We start from the raw sequence: 17520 nt of genomic DNA, 5'->3' as shown, positions 1-17520 counted from the left end.
AACCAACACGCCCGATATGGCGATACGGGCGTCGAATGTCATCCTTACGCTTGGTGCCGACGATGCGCCTGTTTCTATTTTACGCGGGGTCGACCTCGAGGTTCCTTACGGGATCAGCATCGCCCTTTTAGGACCATCGGGTTCGGGAAAAAGCTCCCTGATGGCGGTCCTGGCTGGCCTTGAGCGGGCTAGCGGCGGCACTGTAATGGTCGACGGGCTGGATTTTACGAAGCTGGATGAAGACGAACTGGCCCGTGCACGGCGTGGACGCATCGGTATCGTGCTGCAAGCCTTCCACCTCCTTCCCACCATGACTGCGCTTGAAAATGTCGCGGTGCCGATGGAACTGGCGGGAATAGACGATCCGTTCGGACGCGCGGCAAAGGAACTGGAAGGCGTCGGCCTGGGGCATCGGCTCACGCATTATCCATCGCAACTTTCGGGTGGTGAGCAGCAGCGTGTAGCCATTGCCCGCGCCATGGCTGCCGCGCCCAGCATCATCTTTGCCGATGAACCCACCGGCAACCTCGACGGTTCAACCGGATCGTCGATTATCGACCTGCTGTTTGAACGGCGGGCAGCACTCGGCGCGACGCTCCTAATCATCACTCACGATCCTGCACTCGCCGCGCGTTGTGATCGCATCGTCACGATGCAGGATGGCCATGTGGTGGAGAGCGTGGCTTGAGCCTGTCGCTGTCGGCTATATGGCGCATCGCCCGCCGCGATCTGTCTGCGCGCATCCGCGGCCTAAGGCTACTCGCCGTCTGCCTCTTTCTCGGTGTCGCTACCTTGGCGGCAATTGGCAGCCTGACAGCAGGCATCACCGAAGAACTTTCAAGGCGCGGCCAGACCATATTGGGCGGAGACATAGAAATTGGCATCGCCCAGCGCGAAGCCAGCGAGGCTGAACGCAAAGCTTTTGCTGAGGCAGGAACAGTATCCAAAACAGTGCGCCTCCGCGCCATGGCTATTGGCCCCACAGGCAGTGACAGCGTACTCGCCGAACTGAAATCCATCGATGATGCCTATCCGCTCTATGGCACGTTGAGGCTGAAGGGCACGGATGCACCCGCCACTGCGCCCGCGCGCGGCCAGATTTACATCGGCGAAACCCTCGCAGACCGCTTTAATCTTTCGACAGGCGGTACGGTCCGATTTGGCGAGGCCAGTTTCAAGGTTGCGGGCATCATTGCCGAAGAACCGGATCGGCTCGGCGAAGGTTTCACGCTTGGGCCGGTGGCGCTTGTATCCTCCGCATCGCTAGAAGATACCAAACTCATCCAGCCGGGCAGCATGTTCGAAAGCAAATACCGCATCAAGCTGCCCACAAGTGCGGATCCCGAAGCGATTGCAAAATCACTCGAAGCGCAATTCCCTTCTGCCGGATGGGATATCACCGATCGTTCGAACGGGGCGCCAGGAACGAGGCGCTTTATCGAACGCATGGGTCAGTTCCTGACTTTGGTGGGGCTGGCATCGCTTGTGATCGCAGGGATAGGCGTCGGCAATGGCGTCGGCAGCTATCTGGAAAGCAAGCGAGCGGGCATTGCGACATTAAAAGTAACCGGTGCCGATAGCGGCACCATCTTCCGCATATACATGCTGCAAATCTTCGCAGTGGCAATTGCAGCTATCCTGGTCGGGCTTGCCGTAGGAAGCGTGATGCCGATGGCCATAGGCTGGGTTGCGGGCGATATTCTGCCTGTGGCTCCTGGATTTTCGTTGCATCCCCTCCCCTTGCTGGTCAGCGCGGTTTACGGGCTATTGATCGCTTTCGCCTTCGCCCTTCCACCGCTAGCGCGCGCGCGCACCGTACCGGCAGCCGGTCTTTTCCGTTCCGTGGTCGAGGGAGGCCGTCGGATCGACAGGCGTACGGCGATATCGGTTACAGCCAGCATAGCCGCGATTGTTGCGCTGGCGGTCGGCACGGCGCGAGAGCCGATCTTCTCTTTAGGTTTCATCGGCGCGGCCTTTGCATTGCTCTTGTTGCTCGCGCTGCTGGCGTGGGCGTTGCGAAAGATCGCGCTGCTGTTGCCGCGTCCGAAAGCGCCACTGCCCCGCCTTGCACTCACCAACCTACATCGCCCCGGGTCGCACACTCAGGCACTGGTGATAGCGCTTGGTCTTGGCCTTACGCTTTTTGTGACGCTAGCCGCGATCCAGACGAGCATTAACAATGAGATTAGCAAAAGCGTCCCCGAACGCGCGCCGAGCTTTTTCGCGCTTGATATCCCGCGCGAGCGCACTGCCGAATTCACCCGCATGGTACGTTCCGAAGCACCCAATGCGGACATCAACCTAATCCCGTCTTTGCGGGGAACGATCGTCGAATTTGGCGGCCAACGCGTCGATCAATTGGAAGAATTGCCCGAAGGCGCATGGGTTCTCAATGGCGATCGCGGGCTGACCTACAGCCCCAATGTGCCTGAGGGCAGCGAAGTCATTGCAGGCGAATGGTGGCCCGCAGATTATCAAGGCCCGGCGTTGGTATCGCTTGATGTTCGGGTGGCGGAATCGCTTGGTATCGGGGTGGGCGACAGCCTGACGGTGAGCGTATTGGGCGTCGAAATTCCCACGAAAATTGCTTCGTTACGCGAGGTGAAGTGGGAGAATTTCGGACTGAACTATGCACTCGTCTTCTCCCCAGGTACTTTTGATGCCGCACCACACAGCATGGTCGCGACCTTGACCGTGCCAGCCGAGGCCGAACGAGAATTGGCCAAGTCGATACCCCCCGCTTTCCCATCCTCCTCGCTAATCGAAGTCGGCGAAGTCGTCAGCCAGGTGACGGTTCTGCTACAGCAAATGGCACAGGCGATTGCGGCTGCCGCGTCTATTGCGATTTTTGCAGGTATAGCTGTGCTTGTCGGCGCCATCGCCGCCGCACGGCAGAGCCGCATATATGACAGTGTCATCATGAAGTTGTTGGGTGCGACGCGTCGACAGATTTTGGGCGCGCAAGCGATGGAATATGCGATATTGGCGTTGGTGCTTGGGGTCGTAGCCTTGGTGCTGGGCCTTGGCGCTGGCTGGTATGTCATTGTCGAGATTTTCGATTTTACCTTCGCGCCTGATCCGGCCGCATTGGCATGGACGCTGGTTGGTGGTGCTGGACTGACATTCGCACTCGGCATGCTGGGCTCGCTGCCGATACTTGCAGCGCGCCCAGCGGAAGCACTCAGGAGCCTCTAGCAAACCTCGTCGCCAGTGGCGCTGATACAATTAGCTGCGCCATGTGGTAGATGATGGCCGGAAACACGATCAAACCCGCGGAACTGCCAAAGAGGATCGCCGCCATCGGCGCGCCGGTTGCGATACTTTTCTGTGCGCCCGCAAAAACGAGGCTGATCCGATCGGCTCTGTCCAACCCCAACACGCGACCAAAGAACCAAGCACCCGCAAAGGCAAAAACCAGCAGCAAGCCAAGTAGCGCGCACAATGTTGCCATCGTTCCCATATCGAGTGCAGAGAGACTGCCCGCATTCACCGCTCCTGCAAAAGCGACATAGACCGCGATCAAAATCACCAAGCGATCGAAAAAAGAGAGCATCACTTTTTGCCGCTGCGCCCAACCACCAAGCCAGGCCTGCATGATTTGGCCAAGCGCGAAAGGCAGCAACAGCATCGTTGCAATACGGATGATCGTATCGCCGCCGATTGCGACACCAGACGAAGCCCCCAGCGCCAGCGCGACCATGGCTGGGGTCAAAATGATGCCGGCAAGATTTGATAGCGCAGCGCCGACCACCGAACCCGCAACATTGCCGCCGCCCATCGAGCTATAGCTGATCGCAGATTGCACCGTAGACGGCAGCATTGCGCAATAGACGATACCCGTGGCAAGCGCCGTTGGAAGCATCCAGCCCGCGCCCATCGCTATGGCAAGGCCAGCGAGTGGCATGATCCCAAAAGTGAAAGCCAGCATCGCCCCCTGCACCTTCCAGCTTCGCGCAGCCTTGACCACTTCATGGCGAGGCAGGCGCAAGCCGTGCAGGAAGAACAGCGCAAAAATGCTGATGAAGCTGATGTCTTGTGCGATCTCCAGCCCCTGCCCCGACACAGGCAACAACCAGCCAAATAGCACGGCGCCCAGCAATAACAGGACAAAACGGTCGGGGATCAATCGTGAAAGCATCTCGTTGCGCATAGCAATCCTTGCCGCAGTGCACAAACTAAGCTAAGGGCGCGCCCAATTGACGGTGCCGGTGCACCGCATTCCCAGAAGGCAAAATAAATGTCCCTGCGTAATATCGCCATCATCGCGCACGTCGATCATGGCAAGACCACCCTTGTTGACCAGCTTTTCCGCCAGTCCGGAACGTTTCGCGACAACCAGCGCGTTGAGGAACGCGCGATGGATTCGAATGACCTTGAAAAGGAACGCGGGATCACGATTCTTGCCAAGCCGACCTCGGTTGTTTGGGAAGGCACGCGCATCAACATCGTCGACACCCCGGGCCACGCCGACTTTGGCGGCGAAGTGGAGCGCATTTTGTCGATGGTCGACGGCGTCATCCTGCTGGTCGATTCATCCGAAGGTGCGATGCCGCAGACGAAATTCGTGACCGGCAAGGCTCTCAAACTTGGCCTTCGCCCGATCGTTGTCGTCAACAAGATCGACCGTCCAGACGAACGCATCCAGGAAGTGCTCGACGAAGTGTTCGACCTGTTCGTCTCATTGGACGCGACTGACGAACAGCTGGATTTCCCCGTACTTTATGCCTCGGGCCGCAACGGCTATGCCAATGAAGATCCGGACCTGCGCGAAGGCACTTTGACGCCGCTGTTCCAGAAAATCGTCGAACATGTGCCGCCGCCGGCGCTCGAAGTCGACGCGCCCTTCTCCTTCCTCGTGACCCTGCTGGATCGTGACAATTTCCTTGGCCGCATCCTCACCGGCCGCGTCCAATCGGGTACGGTCAAGGTCAACCAGCCGATCCACGCGCTGGATATGGATGGCAAGGTTATCGAAACCGGCCGTGCTTCAAAAATCATGACCTTCCAGGGGCTCGATCGCGTTCCGACCGACGAAGCCAGCGCGGGCGACATCATTTCGATCGCCGGCCTGACGGTTGCAACCGTATCGAATACCATCGCCGACACCTCTGTTACCGAAGCGATCCAGGCACAGCCGATCGATCCGCCGACGCTGTCGATGCGTTTTGCCGTGAACGATTCGCCGATGGCGGGCCGTGAAGGCACCAAGGTGACCAGCCGCATGATCCGCGACCGGCTTGAACGCGAAGCTGAATCCAATGTCGCCATCAAGGTGACCGAAAGCGAAGACAAGGATTCGTTCGAAGTCGCAGGACGCGGCGAACTCCAGCTCGGCGTTCTCATCGAAACGATGCGCCGCGAAGGTTTTGAACTCGGCATCAGCCGCCCGCGCGTGCTCTACCGCGAAGACGAAAACGGCAACCGTACCGAGCCGTACGAAACCGTCGTCATCGATGTGGATGATGAACATGCAGGAACCGTCGTTGAGAAAATGGCGCTGCGCAAAGGCGAAATGACCGACATGCGCCCCTCGGGCGGCGGCAAGACACGCATCACCTTCAGCGCCCCTTCGCGCGGCCTGATCGGCTATCATGGCGAGTTCCTCTCGGACACCCGCGGCACCGGAATCATGAACCGCCTGTTCGAGAAGTATGGCCCTTATCGCGGACCGATCGAAGGCCGGAAAAATGGTGTACTGATTTCAAACGGTAATGGCGAAGCAGTTGCATACGCCCTTGGCCCCTTGGAAGAACGCGGCATATTGTTCGTATCGCCCGGCGAGGCGCTGTATGAAGGCATGATCATCGGCGAAAATGCCAAACCCGAAGATCTTGAAGTCAACCCGATGAAGTCGAAGCAGCTGACCAACTTCCGCTCGACCGGCAAGGATGACGCAATCCGCCTCACCCCACCGAAGATCATGACGCTGGAGCAAGCCATCGCCTATATCGACGATGATGAAATGGTCGAAGTTACGCCCAAGAATATCCGTATTCGTAAGGCGCTGCTCGATCCGCATGAGCGTAAGAAGGCAAGCCGGAAGAAAGAGGCGGCTTAAAGCTTAAACCGCCTCCCCTGCTGCTACCCCACTCGCCCAGGCCCATTGGAAGTTGTACCCTCCTAACCAGCCGGTGACATCGACGGCCTCACCAATGAAATGCAGGCCAGGGACAGTTTTGGCCTCGAGCGTCTTTTGTGACAGGCCGTCAGTGGCGATACCACCGCGGGTGACTTCGGCCTTGGCATAGCCTTCGCTGCCATTGGGGTGGAAGATCCATCGATCGAGCCGCGCACCTGCTTCAGCCAGTTTGCGGTCGGACTGGTCTGCGAGATTGCCGTTCAGAGCCAACTGTCCGGCCAGCGCCTCTGCGAGCCGACCGGGCAAGTGCTTTTCCAGCGTTGAGCGCAAAGTTGCACGCGGGTTGGCACGTTTGGCTTCGGACAATAAAACTGCCGCATCGGCATCGGGCATAAAATCGATCTGGATCGGATCGCCATTTGACCAATAGCTACTGGCTTGCAAAATCGCCGGACCTGACAGCCCTTTATGTGTGAACAATGCAGCTTCTCGAAAGGCGGTCTTGCCCGCACTCGCAATAACCTCTGCCGACACGCCGGAAAGTTCGCGGAACAGCACATCGTCACCGCCCAAAGTCAGCGGAACCAATGCAGGACGAGGTTCGACTACTTTCAGACCGAACTGCCGCGCCAGATCATAGGCGAAGCCGGTCGCGCCCATTTTGGGGATGCTCGGACCGCCGGTGGCAACAATCAGGCGCGGTGCGCTGGCCGACAGATTGCCATAGGCGACACGGAACCCGGTGCCGTCATGCCCCACATCGCGGACATCGAGCCCGAAAGCGAAAGCGACACCACCGCCCATCGCGACAGCCTTGTCGCATTCATCCATAAGCATGGAGACAATCTGCCGCGCGCTGCCATCGCAGAAAAGCTGACCCAGCGTCTTTTCGTGGAAAGCGATCCCATGCGCGCGCACCAGATCGATAAAATCCTGCGGTTCATACCGACCCAGCGCCGATTTGGCGAAATGAGGGTTGGCCGAGATATAGCGTTCCTGCGCGTTCTGGCTTGTTGCGTTCACATTGGTGAAATTGCAGCGCCCGCCGCCGGAGATTAGGATCTTTTTCCCCGGACCGGAAGCATGGTCGATGACGAGCACGCGTCGCCCGCGTCGCCCGGACGTGGCAGCACACATAAGCCCTGCCCCGCCCGCACCCAAGATAATGGCATCGTAATTACCGGCTTTCATCGCATGCCCTTGGCATGGCATAGAGAATAGATGAAGAAGTTTATCGCATTGCTCGCTTTCGGAGCGATAGCAGCTCCAACTTTCGCAAATGATAGCAGCGCTGCTATCGGCCTTGGGGGTCTCGAACTGACCCGCAACGACGTGATATCGATGGACAGCGAGGACCTGTTCCTGTCGCGCCAATTAGTGACAGTGAAATATCGATTTACGAACACGTCTTCAAAAGACGTGGAGACGCTGGTCAGCTTTCCACTGCCGCCACTGCCTGGCAATATCGATCGATATATCGACGCTCCTTCTTTCTCGGATTGGCGTGAGCAATTGCAGTTCAAGACAGTGGTTGACGGAAAGCCCGCGGAATTAGGCTATCTTGAAGTCGTCACTCTGACAGGGAGGCCCGAAACCAAAGGAGTAGAAGCGCGCCTGAAGGCAATCGGCTGGCCGATAAAGCATTGGGAGGACTATGAGTTTGGCGAGCAGCTTTCAGAACGGCTTAGCCAGTCCGAGAAAGATGCTTTTGTTGCCGAAGGCCTTTTGCGCAAGGAGGCGGACAGCAACGATTACGCACCCAACTGGCAGATTCAGGCGCATGTGACACGCAAGCAAGTCTTTCCCGCAGGTAAGACCATTACTGTCGAGCATAGCTATAAGCCGATAGCGGGAGGCAGTGTAGGCGGAATGTTGACGCCTGAATATCGCAAAGGCAGCGATTATTTTGCTGAATATCAGGCCAATTATTGCATCGATGCTGCGTTCCTCAAAGGCTTCGACAAGCGCTATAACGCCGAAAAGAAGAAAGCTGCTGCACGCGGCGAAGACTATGGCGTCGCTTACACCGAACATTGGCTCGACTATGTCCTGAAATCGGGTGCGAACTGGAAAGGGCCTATCAAAGATTTCCGACTGGTGGTGGATAAGGAAAAGTCCGATAATTTGCTCAGTTTCTGCATGACCGGTGTGAAGAAGATCAGTCCGACTCGCTTCGAAGTGCGCAAGTCGAATTTCGAACCGACGGATAATATCCATATCCTGATCGCCGAGTTTTACGACCCTAATGCTTTGTAATCAGGCATATTGCGAACGATTCGCATCTTTTTCGATAGTCTGCTAAACAAATCATGTTCTTCTGGATGACAGTTTCGGAGAAGGAGCCTGTTCCATGGAGCGTTTCGAAGATCATGACGAGCTTACCGAAGTAGAGGCGAGCGGCGGCGTCAAAGAACATGGCGTTCGCTATGTCCTTGGCTTCTCGCTGTTGCTCGCGATCGGATTCCTATCGTTGATGTGGATTATCCCTGCAGTCAGCAACTAGCGGCTAACCCATTGCCATCGGAGCCGGTTTGCGGCAAAGGCGCTCGCCATGACTGACAGCAACGACCTTCCGCCCGACCGGCTCTCGGTCCACCCGTTCAGCGAGTTTTTCGATCAGGACGCGCTCGCGCGCGGTATCGGCATTCGCTTCAAGGGTGAACGCCGCACCACGGTTGAGGAATATTGCATTTCGGAAGGCTGGATCAAGGTATCGGCAGGCAAGAGCCGCGATCGCCACGGACGCCCGATGCAATTGATGCTCAAAGGCCCGGTTGAAGCCTGGTACGAAGATCTGGGCGACGACGCGCCTGTCGCGAAAGCCTAGTTCTTCGGAAAAACCGAAATCAGTTTTGCCAACTGATCGTTGATTGGCCCCAGATCGCTGTCTGCAGTCTTCCCTAGGCGCACGATAGTCAGGCGGTGCTGCGGCGAAACTACGATGAACTGGCCCAGATGGCCCAATGCCGCAAAAACATCCGAAGGCGCTTTTCCGGGGAACAGCACCTGATCCGAGCCGTCAGGGCGGCGCTTATTCAGCCATATATGGCCACCATATGCCGGATCATTAGTACTCGACGCCTTCATGAAGCGGGTCCAGCTGGTTGGAAGCAGTTGCGCCGACCTTACCGAGCCATTGTTCCGCAAGAACTCGCCAAACTTCGCCCAATCCCGAGCGGTCGCGTGGATCATGCTACCGGCCAGCATCGTGCCATTGCGATCAAATTCGGGAACCGCGCTTGCCATTCCCAATGGCTCGAAGAGGCGACCGCGCGCATAATCGAGCATCGCTTTGCGCCGCACCTGCGGATCGCTGCTATCGGTTAGCGTCCGCGTCATTATATCAACAAGGATGTGACTGGTTGCGGTCGAATATTCGAACTTGCTTCCGGGGTTCGCCTCAAGGTTCCGCTTTTCCGCATAGCGCGCAACATTTTCGCGACCGTCAAGGAACAAGAGGCGGGTGGTATCAGCCTCGTAAATGGCCTTGTCGCCTTCAGCCATTTCGGTGTGGTCGAGCCCGGATGACATGTGAAGCAGGTGTCGCAAAGTGATCTTTGCCCGCGGATCGCCCGGGCTGGACCATTCGGGCACCGGCGCCGGATCATCGAGAACCAGCAGACCATCTGCAACCATCATGCCGATCAAGGTACCGGTGACACTCTTGGCCATCGACCAGCTAATCAGTCGGCTATCCGGTCCATAGCCGGGCGCATATCGCTCCGCGACGATGCGGCCGCCATGCATCACCAAAAGCGCACGCGTTTCGGCCAATGCCGGATCTTCGAAAAAGGGTGCGATCGCTTCTACCAATCGCGCTTTCCCAGGCGCCGCGTCATCTGCGATTTGTTCAAAGGCAGGTGCGCTGACTTCGGGCGCGGGTTGCGGATCCTCGCTACAGCTCGCAAGTATCATTGAAATGGCGGTTGCACCAACCAGCAGTTTGTATCTAGGCATGGCGGGTGTGAATGCACCAGGAAGGCAACAAATGGCAACCGCAACTTCAAAAAGCCAAACCGGCAACGCCTGGCCGCTGGGCCGAAAGGTCAAATATACAGCCGCCGGAATTGGCGCGCTGATAGTTTTATGGTTTGTCCTCAATTTTGCCGACATCCGCGAACAGGCACGGCTAGGCGCATCCTATGGCGCACATGTCACCTGCTCTTGCCGCTATATCGAAGGTCGTTCGCTGGCTTCGTGCGAAAAGGATTTCGAAGAAGGGATGGAAATGGTTTCGGTCAGTGACGACTCGGAACACAAACGGATTACCGCATCCGTTCCCTTCCTTGCAAAGGCGGTCGCCGAACGGCGCGGCGAATTTGGCTGCATCCAGCTCAACCAGAAAGAAATCGACGCGCTGGATTAAGCAGCTTCGGCTGTCATCACGCCCAAGGTCTCTTCGATCCAGCCGCCACCCAGCACGCGATCGCCTTCGTAAAGCACCGCAGCCTGGCCGGGTGCCACGCCATATTCCTCAGCTTCGAAGCGTAGCCATTCACCTTCCAATGTCGCGGTAACAGGTTTCGCCAATGACCGGACCTTTGCCATCACCTTGCGGCCTTGCACCTTGCCAAGCCAATTGGGTTCTACCAGCCGCGCGGCGCTGACCGCCAAAGCACGTTTCGGGCCAACAATGACGGCCTGCCGTTCAGGATCAAGCCGGACAACATATAGTGGCTCGGCCAAACCACCAATCTCCAGCCCACGCCGTTGCCCGACAGTATAATGTATAAGGCCCCGGTGCCGACCCAGTTCCTGGCCGTGCAGGTCGAGGATCGGACCGTCGCTATCCGCTTCCGGGCGGATCTTGCGAACGACACTGGCATAGTCGCCTTCGGGTACAAAACAGATGTCCTGGCTGTCGGGCTTGTTCGCGACAACCAGACCAAGCTGCTGCGCGATTTCACGAACCTGCGGCTTTGGCATCGCGCCCAGCGGAAAACGGAGATAGTCGAGCTGCTCGCTCGTGGTGGCGAACAGGAAATAGCTCTGGTCGCGTGCCGGATCGAGTGCGCGGTGTAGTTCCGGACCGTCGACACCTTCTACGCGGCGGACATAATGCCCCGTCGCAAGGCAATCCGCCCCCAGTTCCTTGGCTAGACGAAACAGATCGGTGAACTTCACGCCCATATTGCAGCGGACACAAGGAATGGGGGTGCGCCCGCGCAGATATTCATCGGCAAAATGATCGATGACCGAATTGCGGAACTGGCTTTCATGATCGAAGACATAATGCATGATGCCCAACCGGTCGGCGACGGCGCGTGCATCACGGATATCCTGCCCCGCGCAGCAACTGCCGGCGCGCTTAACCGCGCTGCCATGATCGTATAATTGCAGGGTCACACCAATCGTTTCAGCGCCCGACTGCGCTGCGAGTGCGGCAACGACAGACGAATCCACCCCGCCCGACATGGCGACTACGATTCGTTTCCCCGTCAAATTCGGGCCCAGTTGAAAATCGGTGGCGGTAATGTTCTCAATCATCGGTACAACTTTGGTGGCATTAAGGGGGAATTAGTCCCATTCTTCTCGTTTCGGTACAGAAACCCGCAGAAATCCATAACTCTCATTAACTTCGCCTAATGGCGCGTGAACACGGTTTTTACCAGACGTTATGTGTCTGTGTGTAGAACGATGCTCATGGAAATGAACTTTCCCCATAACCGGCGCCGCGATGCAGAGCCCGTCAGATCAAGCGACTTCGATCGCTTGGTGTCTGTCGTTCTCGAACGCCAAGCGTCTGATATGGCTTCGAAATTCTCTGATGCGGTCATCAGCAGCCTTTATGCTTCTGGCGACCCATTGGTGGATCGGATCGGTTATTTTGGCTCGGCCGTCAGTGGCCAGACAAAAAACATCGGCGGGGCATTTTTGCCGCAAGAGATGGATCAACCGGTTAAGGTTAATGAGTGTGAAGCGGACGTTTACCCTGCCGCTTTAGCGAATAGAAAATCCACGGACCATAAGGTGGATTTGCCGGATGAACCGGTGGCTTTGCGGGGCATGGAAAATTGAGGATAGAATGATCGAGAACCAGAAAATCCGACCTGCTCAGGTTATAGGTCCGTTGGGTGAACCTTTGACCATCGACAGCTTGCCGCCGCCGCATACGACCCGCTGGGTTGTGCGTCGGAAAGCGGAAGTGGTCGCGGCCGTGAACGGTGGACTGCTATCTGTCAGCGAAGTTTGCGAGCGTTATGGTTTGACGCTTGAGGAATTCGCATCCTGGCAGCGCGCAATCGATCGCTCGGGCATGCCTGGACTGCGGGTAACCCGCATCCAGCATTATCGCGATCTCTATGAGCGCCAGCAGAAATACTAAAATCCCGCTGAAATCTCTATCCAGAAAAGCCCGGCTTGGTCCGGGCTTTTTTGTTGCTTAGCGTAAACTGTATTAGCCCCCTAAATCACTATTGCGTTCCTCCAACCTGTCTTTATGCTGCCCACAGGCAGAGAGTGCCGTTTTGAGCAGGAGGACAATCTATGGGTTGGATTATTGCAATCATCGTCGGAGGCATTGCAGGCTGGCTCGCCAGCAAGGTGATGAATCGTGACGCATCCATGGGAATTTTCTGGAATGTAGTCGCAGGCTGCGTCGGTTCGGTGGTAGGTAACTGGATTGCCAACCGGTTCGGCATCGTGGGCAGCGTTCAGGAGTTTTCCATCACGGGCCTGATCGTCGCTTTTGTCGGCGCGGTCATCGTTCTCGGTATCCTGAATTTGGTCCAGCGCGGCAAAGTCCGCTAATCAAAATCACCTGAATTGAACAGCAAGGCCGGAGCGATGGGCTTCGGCCTTGTTTTTTGTTGAAAAACCAAACTACGTCGTTTGTCGAAAATCGTCGCAATCGTTCAATTTTGGCTGTCTTCTTGGATATTTGGCCGTAAATGTCGACGACCACCGCTTTAATCCCGCCTTGCACGCGGTGATTTATTGCAATAATACACCTTGGCCATGTTGAAATAAGCTCTCCCTGCGGGGTGACCCGAATGGAAAAAACCATGAATTTTGAAACAAGTATCGCAAGCGACAACGATCTCCTCGAACCCCGGGATGCTGATCGGACGAAGCGCAATCGCAACCGTATCATCTTGGCTGTGGTTATCGCGATAGCAGCAATTGCGGCGGCTTATTTCTTCTTTGGCGGCAGTGGCGCGAGCGACGGTGCGGCGGGTGCAGACAAGCAAAGCCAGGCCCAGACCGTTACTGTTGTTGCGCCCGGGCGTGAAACCATTGCCCGCTCGATCAGCGCCACCGGCACACTCGCCGCGCGACGCGATATACCCGTTGGTGTTGTCGGTGAAGGTGGTCAGGTCTTGCGCGTCTTTGTCGACGAAGGCGATTGGGTGCAGCAAGGACAAGTGCTTGCGAGCATCGAACGTTCGGTCCAATCGCAGCAGATTATCGGCCAGGAAGCGCAGATAAATGCGGCGCGCGCCGATCTGCAGCTCGCGCAGAACGAGCTTGATCGCGCCATGCAACTGGTCAGCCGCGGTTTCATTTCAAAAGCTGATGTTGATCGCAAAACTGCTACCCGCGACAGCGCCCGTGCGCGGGTCGGCATTGCCGAAGCGCAGTTGAAAGAACTGCGCGCGCGCACTGCACGGCTTGATATCCGGGCCCCGGTCGGCGGCTATATCCTCGAACGCAATGTGGAGCCGGGCCAAACGGTTACCCAGGGCAGCGGCACCTTGTTCCGCATGGCGCAAGGCGGCGAACTCGAACTGCAGGCGCAGTTGGGAGAAGCCGAACTCGCGGCGCTTTCAGTCGGCGCACCCGCTACGGTTACCCCGGTGGGAACCGATCAGCAGTTTACCGGCACGATCTGGCAGATTGCGCCGACGATCAATGCGCAGTCGCGCCAAGGCATTGCCCGCGTTTCGCTGCCGTTCAGTCCGGCATTGAAACCCGGCGGCTTCGCATCGGTTCAGATTAAGGCTGGCGCCGTAACCGCTGCCATCCTGCCAGAATCGGCGATCCAGAATGATCGCGATGGAAGCTTTGTGTACATCGTCGACAAATCGAACAAGGTGAAGCGGCGCAACGTGAAGACCGGCATCGTCACCCAGAAAGGCATCGCGATCAGCGAGGGACTTGATGGAACTGAACGCGTTGTCCTCTTCGCAGGCGGCTTCCTCAATCCGGATGAAACGGTGACACCCAAGCTGGCCAAGAGCGTGGCGCCGGAGGCTGCACGATGAATTTTCGGAACATATCGGCATGGTCGATACGTAATCCGGTCGTACCGATCGTCCTTTTTGTTGCGCTGACACTCGCAGGGATAATGTCGTTTGCGCGCATGGATGTGCAGAACGATCCCGACATCGAATTCCCCGTTGTTGTCGTCGCAATTTCGCAGCCAGGCGCATCGCCCACCGAAATCACCACGCAGATCACGCAAAAGGTCGAATCTGCGATCCGCAGCGTCCAGGGCGTGCGCAACATCGATTCTTCGGCCTCCGAGGGCAATACGTCGGTCAGCGCGGAGTTTGAAATCGGCGACGATATCAACGCAGCGGTTAGCGAAGTTAAGAATGCCGTGGATCAGATCCGCGGCGACCTGCCCGACGGTATTCTCGAGCCGCAGGTGTTCAAGGTTGCGACCTCGAGCGATCCGATCGCCTATTTCGCTGTCGAAGCATCGGACATGACGCTCGAACAGCTGAGCTGGTTTGTCGACGACACTGTTTCGCGCCGTTTGCTTTCCGTTGAAGGCATGGCATCGGTTAGCCGCAATGGCGGCGTGAACCGGGAAATCCGGGTGATCCTTGATCCTGCAAAGATGCAGTCGCTCGGAGTGACGGCAAGCCAGATCAATGGCTTACTCCGCCAGCAAAATCTTAACGCTGCAGGTGGCCAGTCTGAAATCGCGGGATCGCGCCAGTCAGTGCGTATCCTTGGCAACGCCGCCAACGCCTATGAACTCGGCCAACGGCAGATCAGCCTTGGTGGTGGCCGTTCGGTAAAACTCGCCGATGTGGCGGAAGTTACTGATGGCTTCAGCGAACAGCGATCAATGGCTTTTGAGGGCGGGCGCCAAGTCGTCACCTTTGGCATGTCGCGTGCCAAGGGTGCGTCGGACGTTACCGTGTTCGATAATGCCATGATCCAGATGAAGCAGATCGAGAAGGAAAATCCGGGCATCAAGTTCACCACGCTGTTCAACAGTGTCGATTACACCAAGGCCCAGTATAAAAGCTCGATGGCCGCGATGATCGAGGGTGCCTTGCTCGCCATCGTTGTCGTTTTCCTCTTCCTTCGCGATTGGCGCGCAACCATCATTTCGGCAATCGCCATTCCGTTGAGTGCCATACCTACCTTCTGGTTCCTCGATCTGATGGGCTTCACTCTCAACACCATGTCGTTGCTGGCATTGGGCCTTGTCGCCGGTGTGCTTGTCGATGACGCGATTGTGGAAATCGAGAATATCGTCAGGCACATGCGCATGGGCAAATCGGCCTATCAGGCGTCGATCGACGCAGCGGACGAAATCGGCCTTGCGGTTGTAGCCACCACATTCTCGATTGTGGCCGTGTTCCTGCCGGTTGGCCTGATGCCGGGCGTGGCTGGCCAGTTCTTCAAGAATTTCGGCCTAACCGTTGTTGCGTCGGTGCTGATGAGCCTTGCCGTCGCGCGCATGATCACGCCTATGATTGCCGCCTATTTCCTGAAATCAAGTGGCATTGCCGAGCATGGTGAAGGTCCGTTGATGGACCGCTATATGAAGATCCTGCGCTGGTCGCTGGGCCATCGTCGCTGGATGATGGGCATCGGGGTTTTGTCACTCGCTCTCACTGTCTTGCTGATGGTGGTGGTGCCAAAGCAGTTTTTCCCCGATGGGAACCAGGATTTCAGCCGTATCCGTATCGAGATGGTCCCTGGAACCACGCTCGATCAAACCCGCGCCGTTACCGACGAAGTCGCTGCAATCGTCAACAAGCAACCCGAAGTGCGCACCGCCCTGCAGAGCGTGCGCGAAGGAAATGCGAATATCTTCATCACGCTTAACGAAGATCGCGAGCGCACAAGCCAAGAGTTCGAGGAAGACCTGACGCCAATTCTGTCGAAGATTGCCGACGCGCGCGTCACCTTCCAGGCCAATGGTCCGGGCGGTGGTGGTTCGGGGCGTGACGTTTCGGTCATGCTTTCGGGTTCTGACCCAAGATTACTCGACCAGACTGCGCAGCGCCTTGTCGAAGAGATGAAGACGCTGAAGGAACTCCGCGCACCTCGCATCGCGGCTGACCTGCAGCGGCCGGAATTGATTATCACGCCGCGGCTCGATTTGGCATCGCAATTGGGCGTCACCACAGTGGCACTCAGCCAGGCGATCCGCATCGCGACACTGGGTGATATCGATCAGAACAGCGCGAAATTCTCGCTATCCGACCGCCAGATTCCGATCCGGGTGATGCTTGCCAAGGAATCGCGGCAGAATATCGAGAATATCCGCAACCTTCCGGTTCCAACCGCCAATGGTGGCTCGGTTCCGTTGGAGCGGGTTGCTGAAATCAGCTTTGGCGCCGGTCCGACCACTATCCAGCGGCGCAACCAGAATTTCCGCATCTTTGTTGGCGCTGATTTTGCGCCCGGAATTGTCTCGTCTGACGCCGATGCGAAGATCAATAAGCTTCCGGTGATGCAGAACCTGCCGACCGGCGTTTCACGCGCGCCATTCGGCAGCCAGGAATGGGAACAGGAAATGCAACGCGATTTCGGTATCGCGCTGATTTCAGGCACCTTGCTGGTCTTTGCCGTGCTGGTCCTGCTGTATCGCCGGTTCATGTCGCCCTTGGTCAATATGGGCTCGCTGCTACTCGCGCCGTTGGGCGGGATTGCAGCGCTGGCGCTGGTCGGCCAACCGATTTCGATGCCAGTGTTCATCGGTGTGCTGATGCTGTTCGGCATCGTCGCCAAAAACTCGATCCTGCTTATCGACTTTGCGATCGAGGAAATGGAGCGCGGTGTACCCAAATTCCAGGCAATCATGGAAGCCGGGCACAAACGTGCACAGCCGATCGTGATGACGACCGTCGCCATGACCGCAGGCATGATACCGACCGCATTATCGCTATCGGGCGATGGGCAATGGCGCGCACCAATGGGCACTGTGGTGATCGGCGGCCTTATCGTTTCGACATTGCTGACGTTGCTTATCGTTCCTGCCGGTTTCAGTCTTGCGGACGGCCTTGAAAAGCGGATGGGCCCGTGGCTGCGCGATCGCCTGCTGACTTTCAAGCCTGGCGATGATGCCGACGATCCGGAAAGCCGTGCGAAGTCGGGTGGCCCTTCCGGGGGTATTGCCCCGGGATTGCAACCGGCGGAGTGACTTGGCCTCCCCAGCACGCTAAACCTCGTTCCTGATGGTAAAATCGGCCAGCCAACTTAATCAGGCGGAACGCGAACGTTACGACTGGCGCGATGCGGAGCTCAAGAAG

16 protein-coding genes are annotated in these 17520 nt (G+C 57.3%); 12 read left to right on the top strand and 4 right to left on the bottom strand.

Translation table 11 applies throughout. The annotated features are described in order from the left end of the window. The first annotated feature begins 16 nt into the window (after window positions 1–16). Both ACFSAG_RS01490 and ACFSAG_RS01485 read left to right on the top strand, forming a co-directional pair. Complete coding sequence (locus tag ACFSAG_RS01490; protein WP_374614761.1) at window positions 17–688, top strand: ABC transporter ATP-binding protein; 672 nt, start codon at window positions 17–19, stop codon at window positions 686–688. Further along, window positions 685–3195, top strand: a complete 2511-nt coding sequence (locus ACFSAG_RS01485) for an ABC transporter permease (RefSeq protein ID WP_381510817.1) — start codon at window positions 685–687, stop codon at window positions 3193–3195. The genes ACFSAG_RS01490 and ACFSAG_RS01485 overlap by 4 nt, the downstream gene beginning before the upstream one ends. Here ACFSAG_RS01485 and ACFSAG_RS01480 read toward each other — a convergent pair. Beyond that, window positions 3182–4150 carry a bile acid:sodium symporter family protein gene (locus ACFSAG_RS01480; RefSeq protein ID WP_381510815.1) on the bottom strand — a complete coding sequence of 323 codons (969 nt, stop codon included), beginning with the start codon at window positions 4148–4150 and terminating at the stop codon, window positions 3182–3184. The two genes, ACFSAG_RS01485 and ACFSAG_RS01480, sit on opposite strands and share 14 nt — an antisense overlap. A gap of 87 nt (window positions 4151–4237) precedes the next feature. Here ACFSAG_RS01480 and typA point away from each other — a divergent pair, with 87 nt between their 5' ends. Next, entirely contained in the window at window positions 4238–6058 is a 1821-nt protein-coding gene (gene typA, locus ACFSAG_RS01475; RefSeq protein WP_374614745.1) for a translational GTPase TypA, read from the top strand. 3 nt (window positions 6059–6061) lie between these two features. On the opposite strand, the gene ACFSAG_RS01470 is transcribed toward typA, so the two are convergent. Continuing rightward, a complete protein-coding gene (locus ACFSAG_RS01470) occupies window positions 6062–7270 on the bottom strand; it encodes a BaiN/RdsA family NAD(P)/FAD-dependent oxidoreductase (protein ID WP_381510812.1) in 1209 nt (402 codons plus the stop codon). A 30-nt stretch (window positions 7271–7300) separates the two neighbouring features. Between ACFSAG_RS01470 and ACFSAG_RS01465 the strand changes: the two genes are divergently transcribed. From ACFSAG_RS01465 to ACFSAG_RS01455, 3 genes are all read left to right on the top strand, one after another. After that, complete coding sequence (locus ACFSAG_RS01465; RefSeq protein WP_381510810.1) at window positions 7301–8335, top strand: DUF4424 family protein; 1035 nt, start codon at window positions 7301–7303, stop codon at window positions 8333–8335. A gap of 94 nt (window positions 8336–8429) precedes the next feature. Continuing rightward, on the top strand, window positions 8430–8582 hold the full coding sequence (locus tag ACFSAG_RS01460) for a hypothetical protein (RefSeq protein ID WP_374614742.1): 153 nt from the start codon (window positions 8430–8432) through the stop codon (window positions 8580–8582). 48 nt (window positions 8583–8630) lie between these two features. Then, the gene (locus ACFSAG_RS01455; RefSeq protein ID WP_381510808.1) at window positions 8631–8906 is read left to right on the top strand and encodes a DUF3297 family protein; all 276 of its coding nucleotides are present in this window, start codon (window positions 8631–8633) and stop codon (window positions 8904–8906) included. Here ACFSAG_RS01455 and ACFSAG_RS01450 read toward each other — a convergent pair. Then, window positions 8903–10036 carry a serine hydrolase domain-containing protein gene (locus tag ACFSAG_RS01450; protein WP_381510807.1) on the bottom strand — a complete coding sequence of 378 codons (1134 nt, stop codon included), beginning with the start codon at window positions 10034–10036 and terminating at the stop codon, window positions 8903–8905. The genes ACFSAG_RS01455 and ACFSAG_RS01450 overlap by 4 nt on opposite strands. Before the next feature lie 31 nt (window positions 10037–10067). Between ACFSAG_RS01450 and ACFSAG_RS01445 the strand changes: the two genes are divergently transcribed. Further along, window positions 10068–10445: a hypothetical protein gene (locus ACFSAG_RS01445; protein ID WP_381510805.1), complete on the top strand. Its 378-nt coding sequence runs from the start codon at window positions 10068–10070 to the stop codon at window positions 10443–10445. Here ACFSAG_RS01445 and mnmA read toward each other — a convergent pair. Next, window positions 10442–11566 carry a tRNA 2-thiouridine(34) synthase MnmA gene (gene mnmA, locus ACFSAG_RS01440; protein WP_381510803.1) on the bottom strand — a complete coding sequence of 375 codons (1125 nt, stop codon included), beginning with the start codon at window positions 11564–11566 and terminating at the stop codon, window positions 10442–10444. The genes ACFSAG_RS01445 and mnmA overlap by 4 nt on opposite strands. Before the next feature lie 261 nt (window positions 11567–11827). On the opposite strand from mnmA, the gene ACFSAG_RS01435 reads away from it, so the two are divergent. The 5 genes from ACFSAG_RS01435 to ACFSAG_RS01415 all read left to right on the top strand — a co-directional run bounded on the left by ACFSAG_RS01435 (window position 11828) and on the right by ACFSAG_RS01415 (window position 17411). Further along, the gene (locus tag ACFSAG_RS01435) at window positions 11828–12097 is read left to right on the top strand and encodes a hypothetical protein (RefSeq protein ID WP_381510801.1); all 270 of its coding nucleotides are present in this window, start codon (window positions 11828–11830) and stop codon (window positions 12095–12097) included. 7 nt (window positions 12098–12104) lie between these two features. Then, window positions 12105–12404: a CtrA inhibitor SciP gene (gene sciP, locus ACFSAG_RS01430; RefSeq protein ID WP_374614736.1), complete on the top strand. Its 300-nt coding sequence runs from the start codon at window positions 12105–12107 to the stop codon at window positions 12402–12404. A 161-nt stretch (window positions 12405–12565) separates the two neighbouring features. After that, window positions 12566–12829 carry a GlsB/YeaQ/YmgE family stress response membrane protein gene (locus ACFSAG_RS01425; protein ID WP_374614735.1) on the top strand — a complete coding sequence of 88 codons (264 nt, stop codon included), beginning with the start codon at window positions 12566–12568 and terminating at the stop codon, window positions 12827–12829. Between the two features lie 254 nt (window positions 12830–13083). Next, on the top strand, window positions 13084–14283 hold the full coding sequence (locus ACFSAG_RS01420) for an efflux RND transporter periplasmic adaptor subunit (protein ID WP_374614734.1): 1200 nt from the start codon (window positions 13084–13086) through the stop codon (window positions 14281–14283). After that, window positions 14280–17411 (top strand): efflux RND transporter permease subunit, encoded by a 3132-nt coding sequence (locus ACFSAG_RS01415; RefSeq protein ID WP_381510799.1) that lies wholly within the window; start codon window positions 14280–14282, stop codon window positions 17409–17411. Before ACFSAG_RS01420 ends, ACFSAG_RS01415 begins: the two co-directional genes overlap by 4 nt. Window positions 17412–17520 lie beyond the last annotated feature (109 nt).

This window comes from Sphingorhabdus buctiana (assembly GCF_042680825.1).
GTDB lineage: Bacteria > Pseudomonadota > Alphaproteobacteria > Sphingomonadales > Sphingomonadaceae > Sphingorhabdus_B > Sphingorhabdus_B buctiana.
This window is presented reverse-complemented; position numbering and strand designations above follow the sequence as displayed.

Coding starts and splice junctions, on each gene's coding strand:
- ACFSAG_RS01420 (WP_374614734.1), top strand. CDS start 13,084: ATGAATTTTGAAACAAGTATCGCAAGCGACAACGATCTCCTCGAACCC.
- ACFSAG_RS01415 (WP_381510799.1), top strand. CDS start 14,280: ATGAATTTTCGGAACATATCGGCATGGTCGATACGTAATCCGGTCGTA.
- ACFSAG_RS01450 (WP_381510807.1), bottom strand. CDS start 10,036: ATGCCTAGATACAAACTGCTGGTTGGTGCAACCGCCATTTCAATGATA.
- ACFSAG_RS01470 (WP_381510812.1), bottom strand. CDS start 7,270: ATGAAAGCCGGTAATTACGATGCCATTATCTTGGGTGCGGGCGGGGCA.
- ACFSAG_RS01445 (WP_381510805.1), top strand. CDS start 10,068: ATGGCAACCGCAACTTCAAAAAGCCAAACCGGCAACGCCTGGCCGCTG.
- typA (WP_374614745.1), top strand. CDS start 4,238: ATGTCCCTGCGTAATATCGCCATCATCGCGCACGTCGATCATGGCAAG.
- ACFSAG_RS01465 (WP_381510810.1), top strand. CDS start 7,301: ATGAAGAAGTTTATCGCATTGCTCGCTTTCGGAGCGATAGCAGCTCCA.
- mnmA (WP_381510803.1), bottom strand. CDS start 11,566: ATGATTGAGAACATTACCGCCACCGATTTTCAACTGGGCCCGAATTTG.
- ACFSAG_RS01455 (WP_381510808.1), top strand. CDS start 8,631: ATGACTGACAGCAACGACCTTCCGCCCGACCGGCTCTCGGTCCACCCG.
- ACFSAG_RS01425 (WP_374614735.1), top strand. CDS start 12,566: ATGGGTTGGATTATTGCAATCATCGTCGGAGGCATTGCAGGCTGGCTC.
- sciP (WP_374614736.1), top strand. CDS start 12,105: ATGATCGAGAACCAGAAAATCCGACCTGCTCAGGTTATAGGTCCGTTG.
- ACFSAG_RS01490 (WP_374614761.1), top strand. CDS start 17: ATGGCGATACGGGCGTCGAATGTCATCCTTACGCTTGGTGCCGACGAT.
- ACFSAG_RS01480 (WP_381510815.1), bottom strand. CDS start 4,150: ATGCGCAACGAGATGCTTTCACGATTGATCCCCGACCGTTTTGTCCTG.
- ACFSAG_RS01460 (WP_374614742.1), top strand. CDS start 8,430: ATGGAGCGTTTCGAAGATCATGACGAGCTTACCGAAGTAGAGGCGAGC.
- ACFSAG_RS01435 (WP_381510801.1), top strand. CDS start 11,828: ATGGCTTCGAAATTCTCTGATGCGGTCATCAGCAGCCTTTATGCTTCT.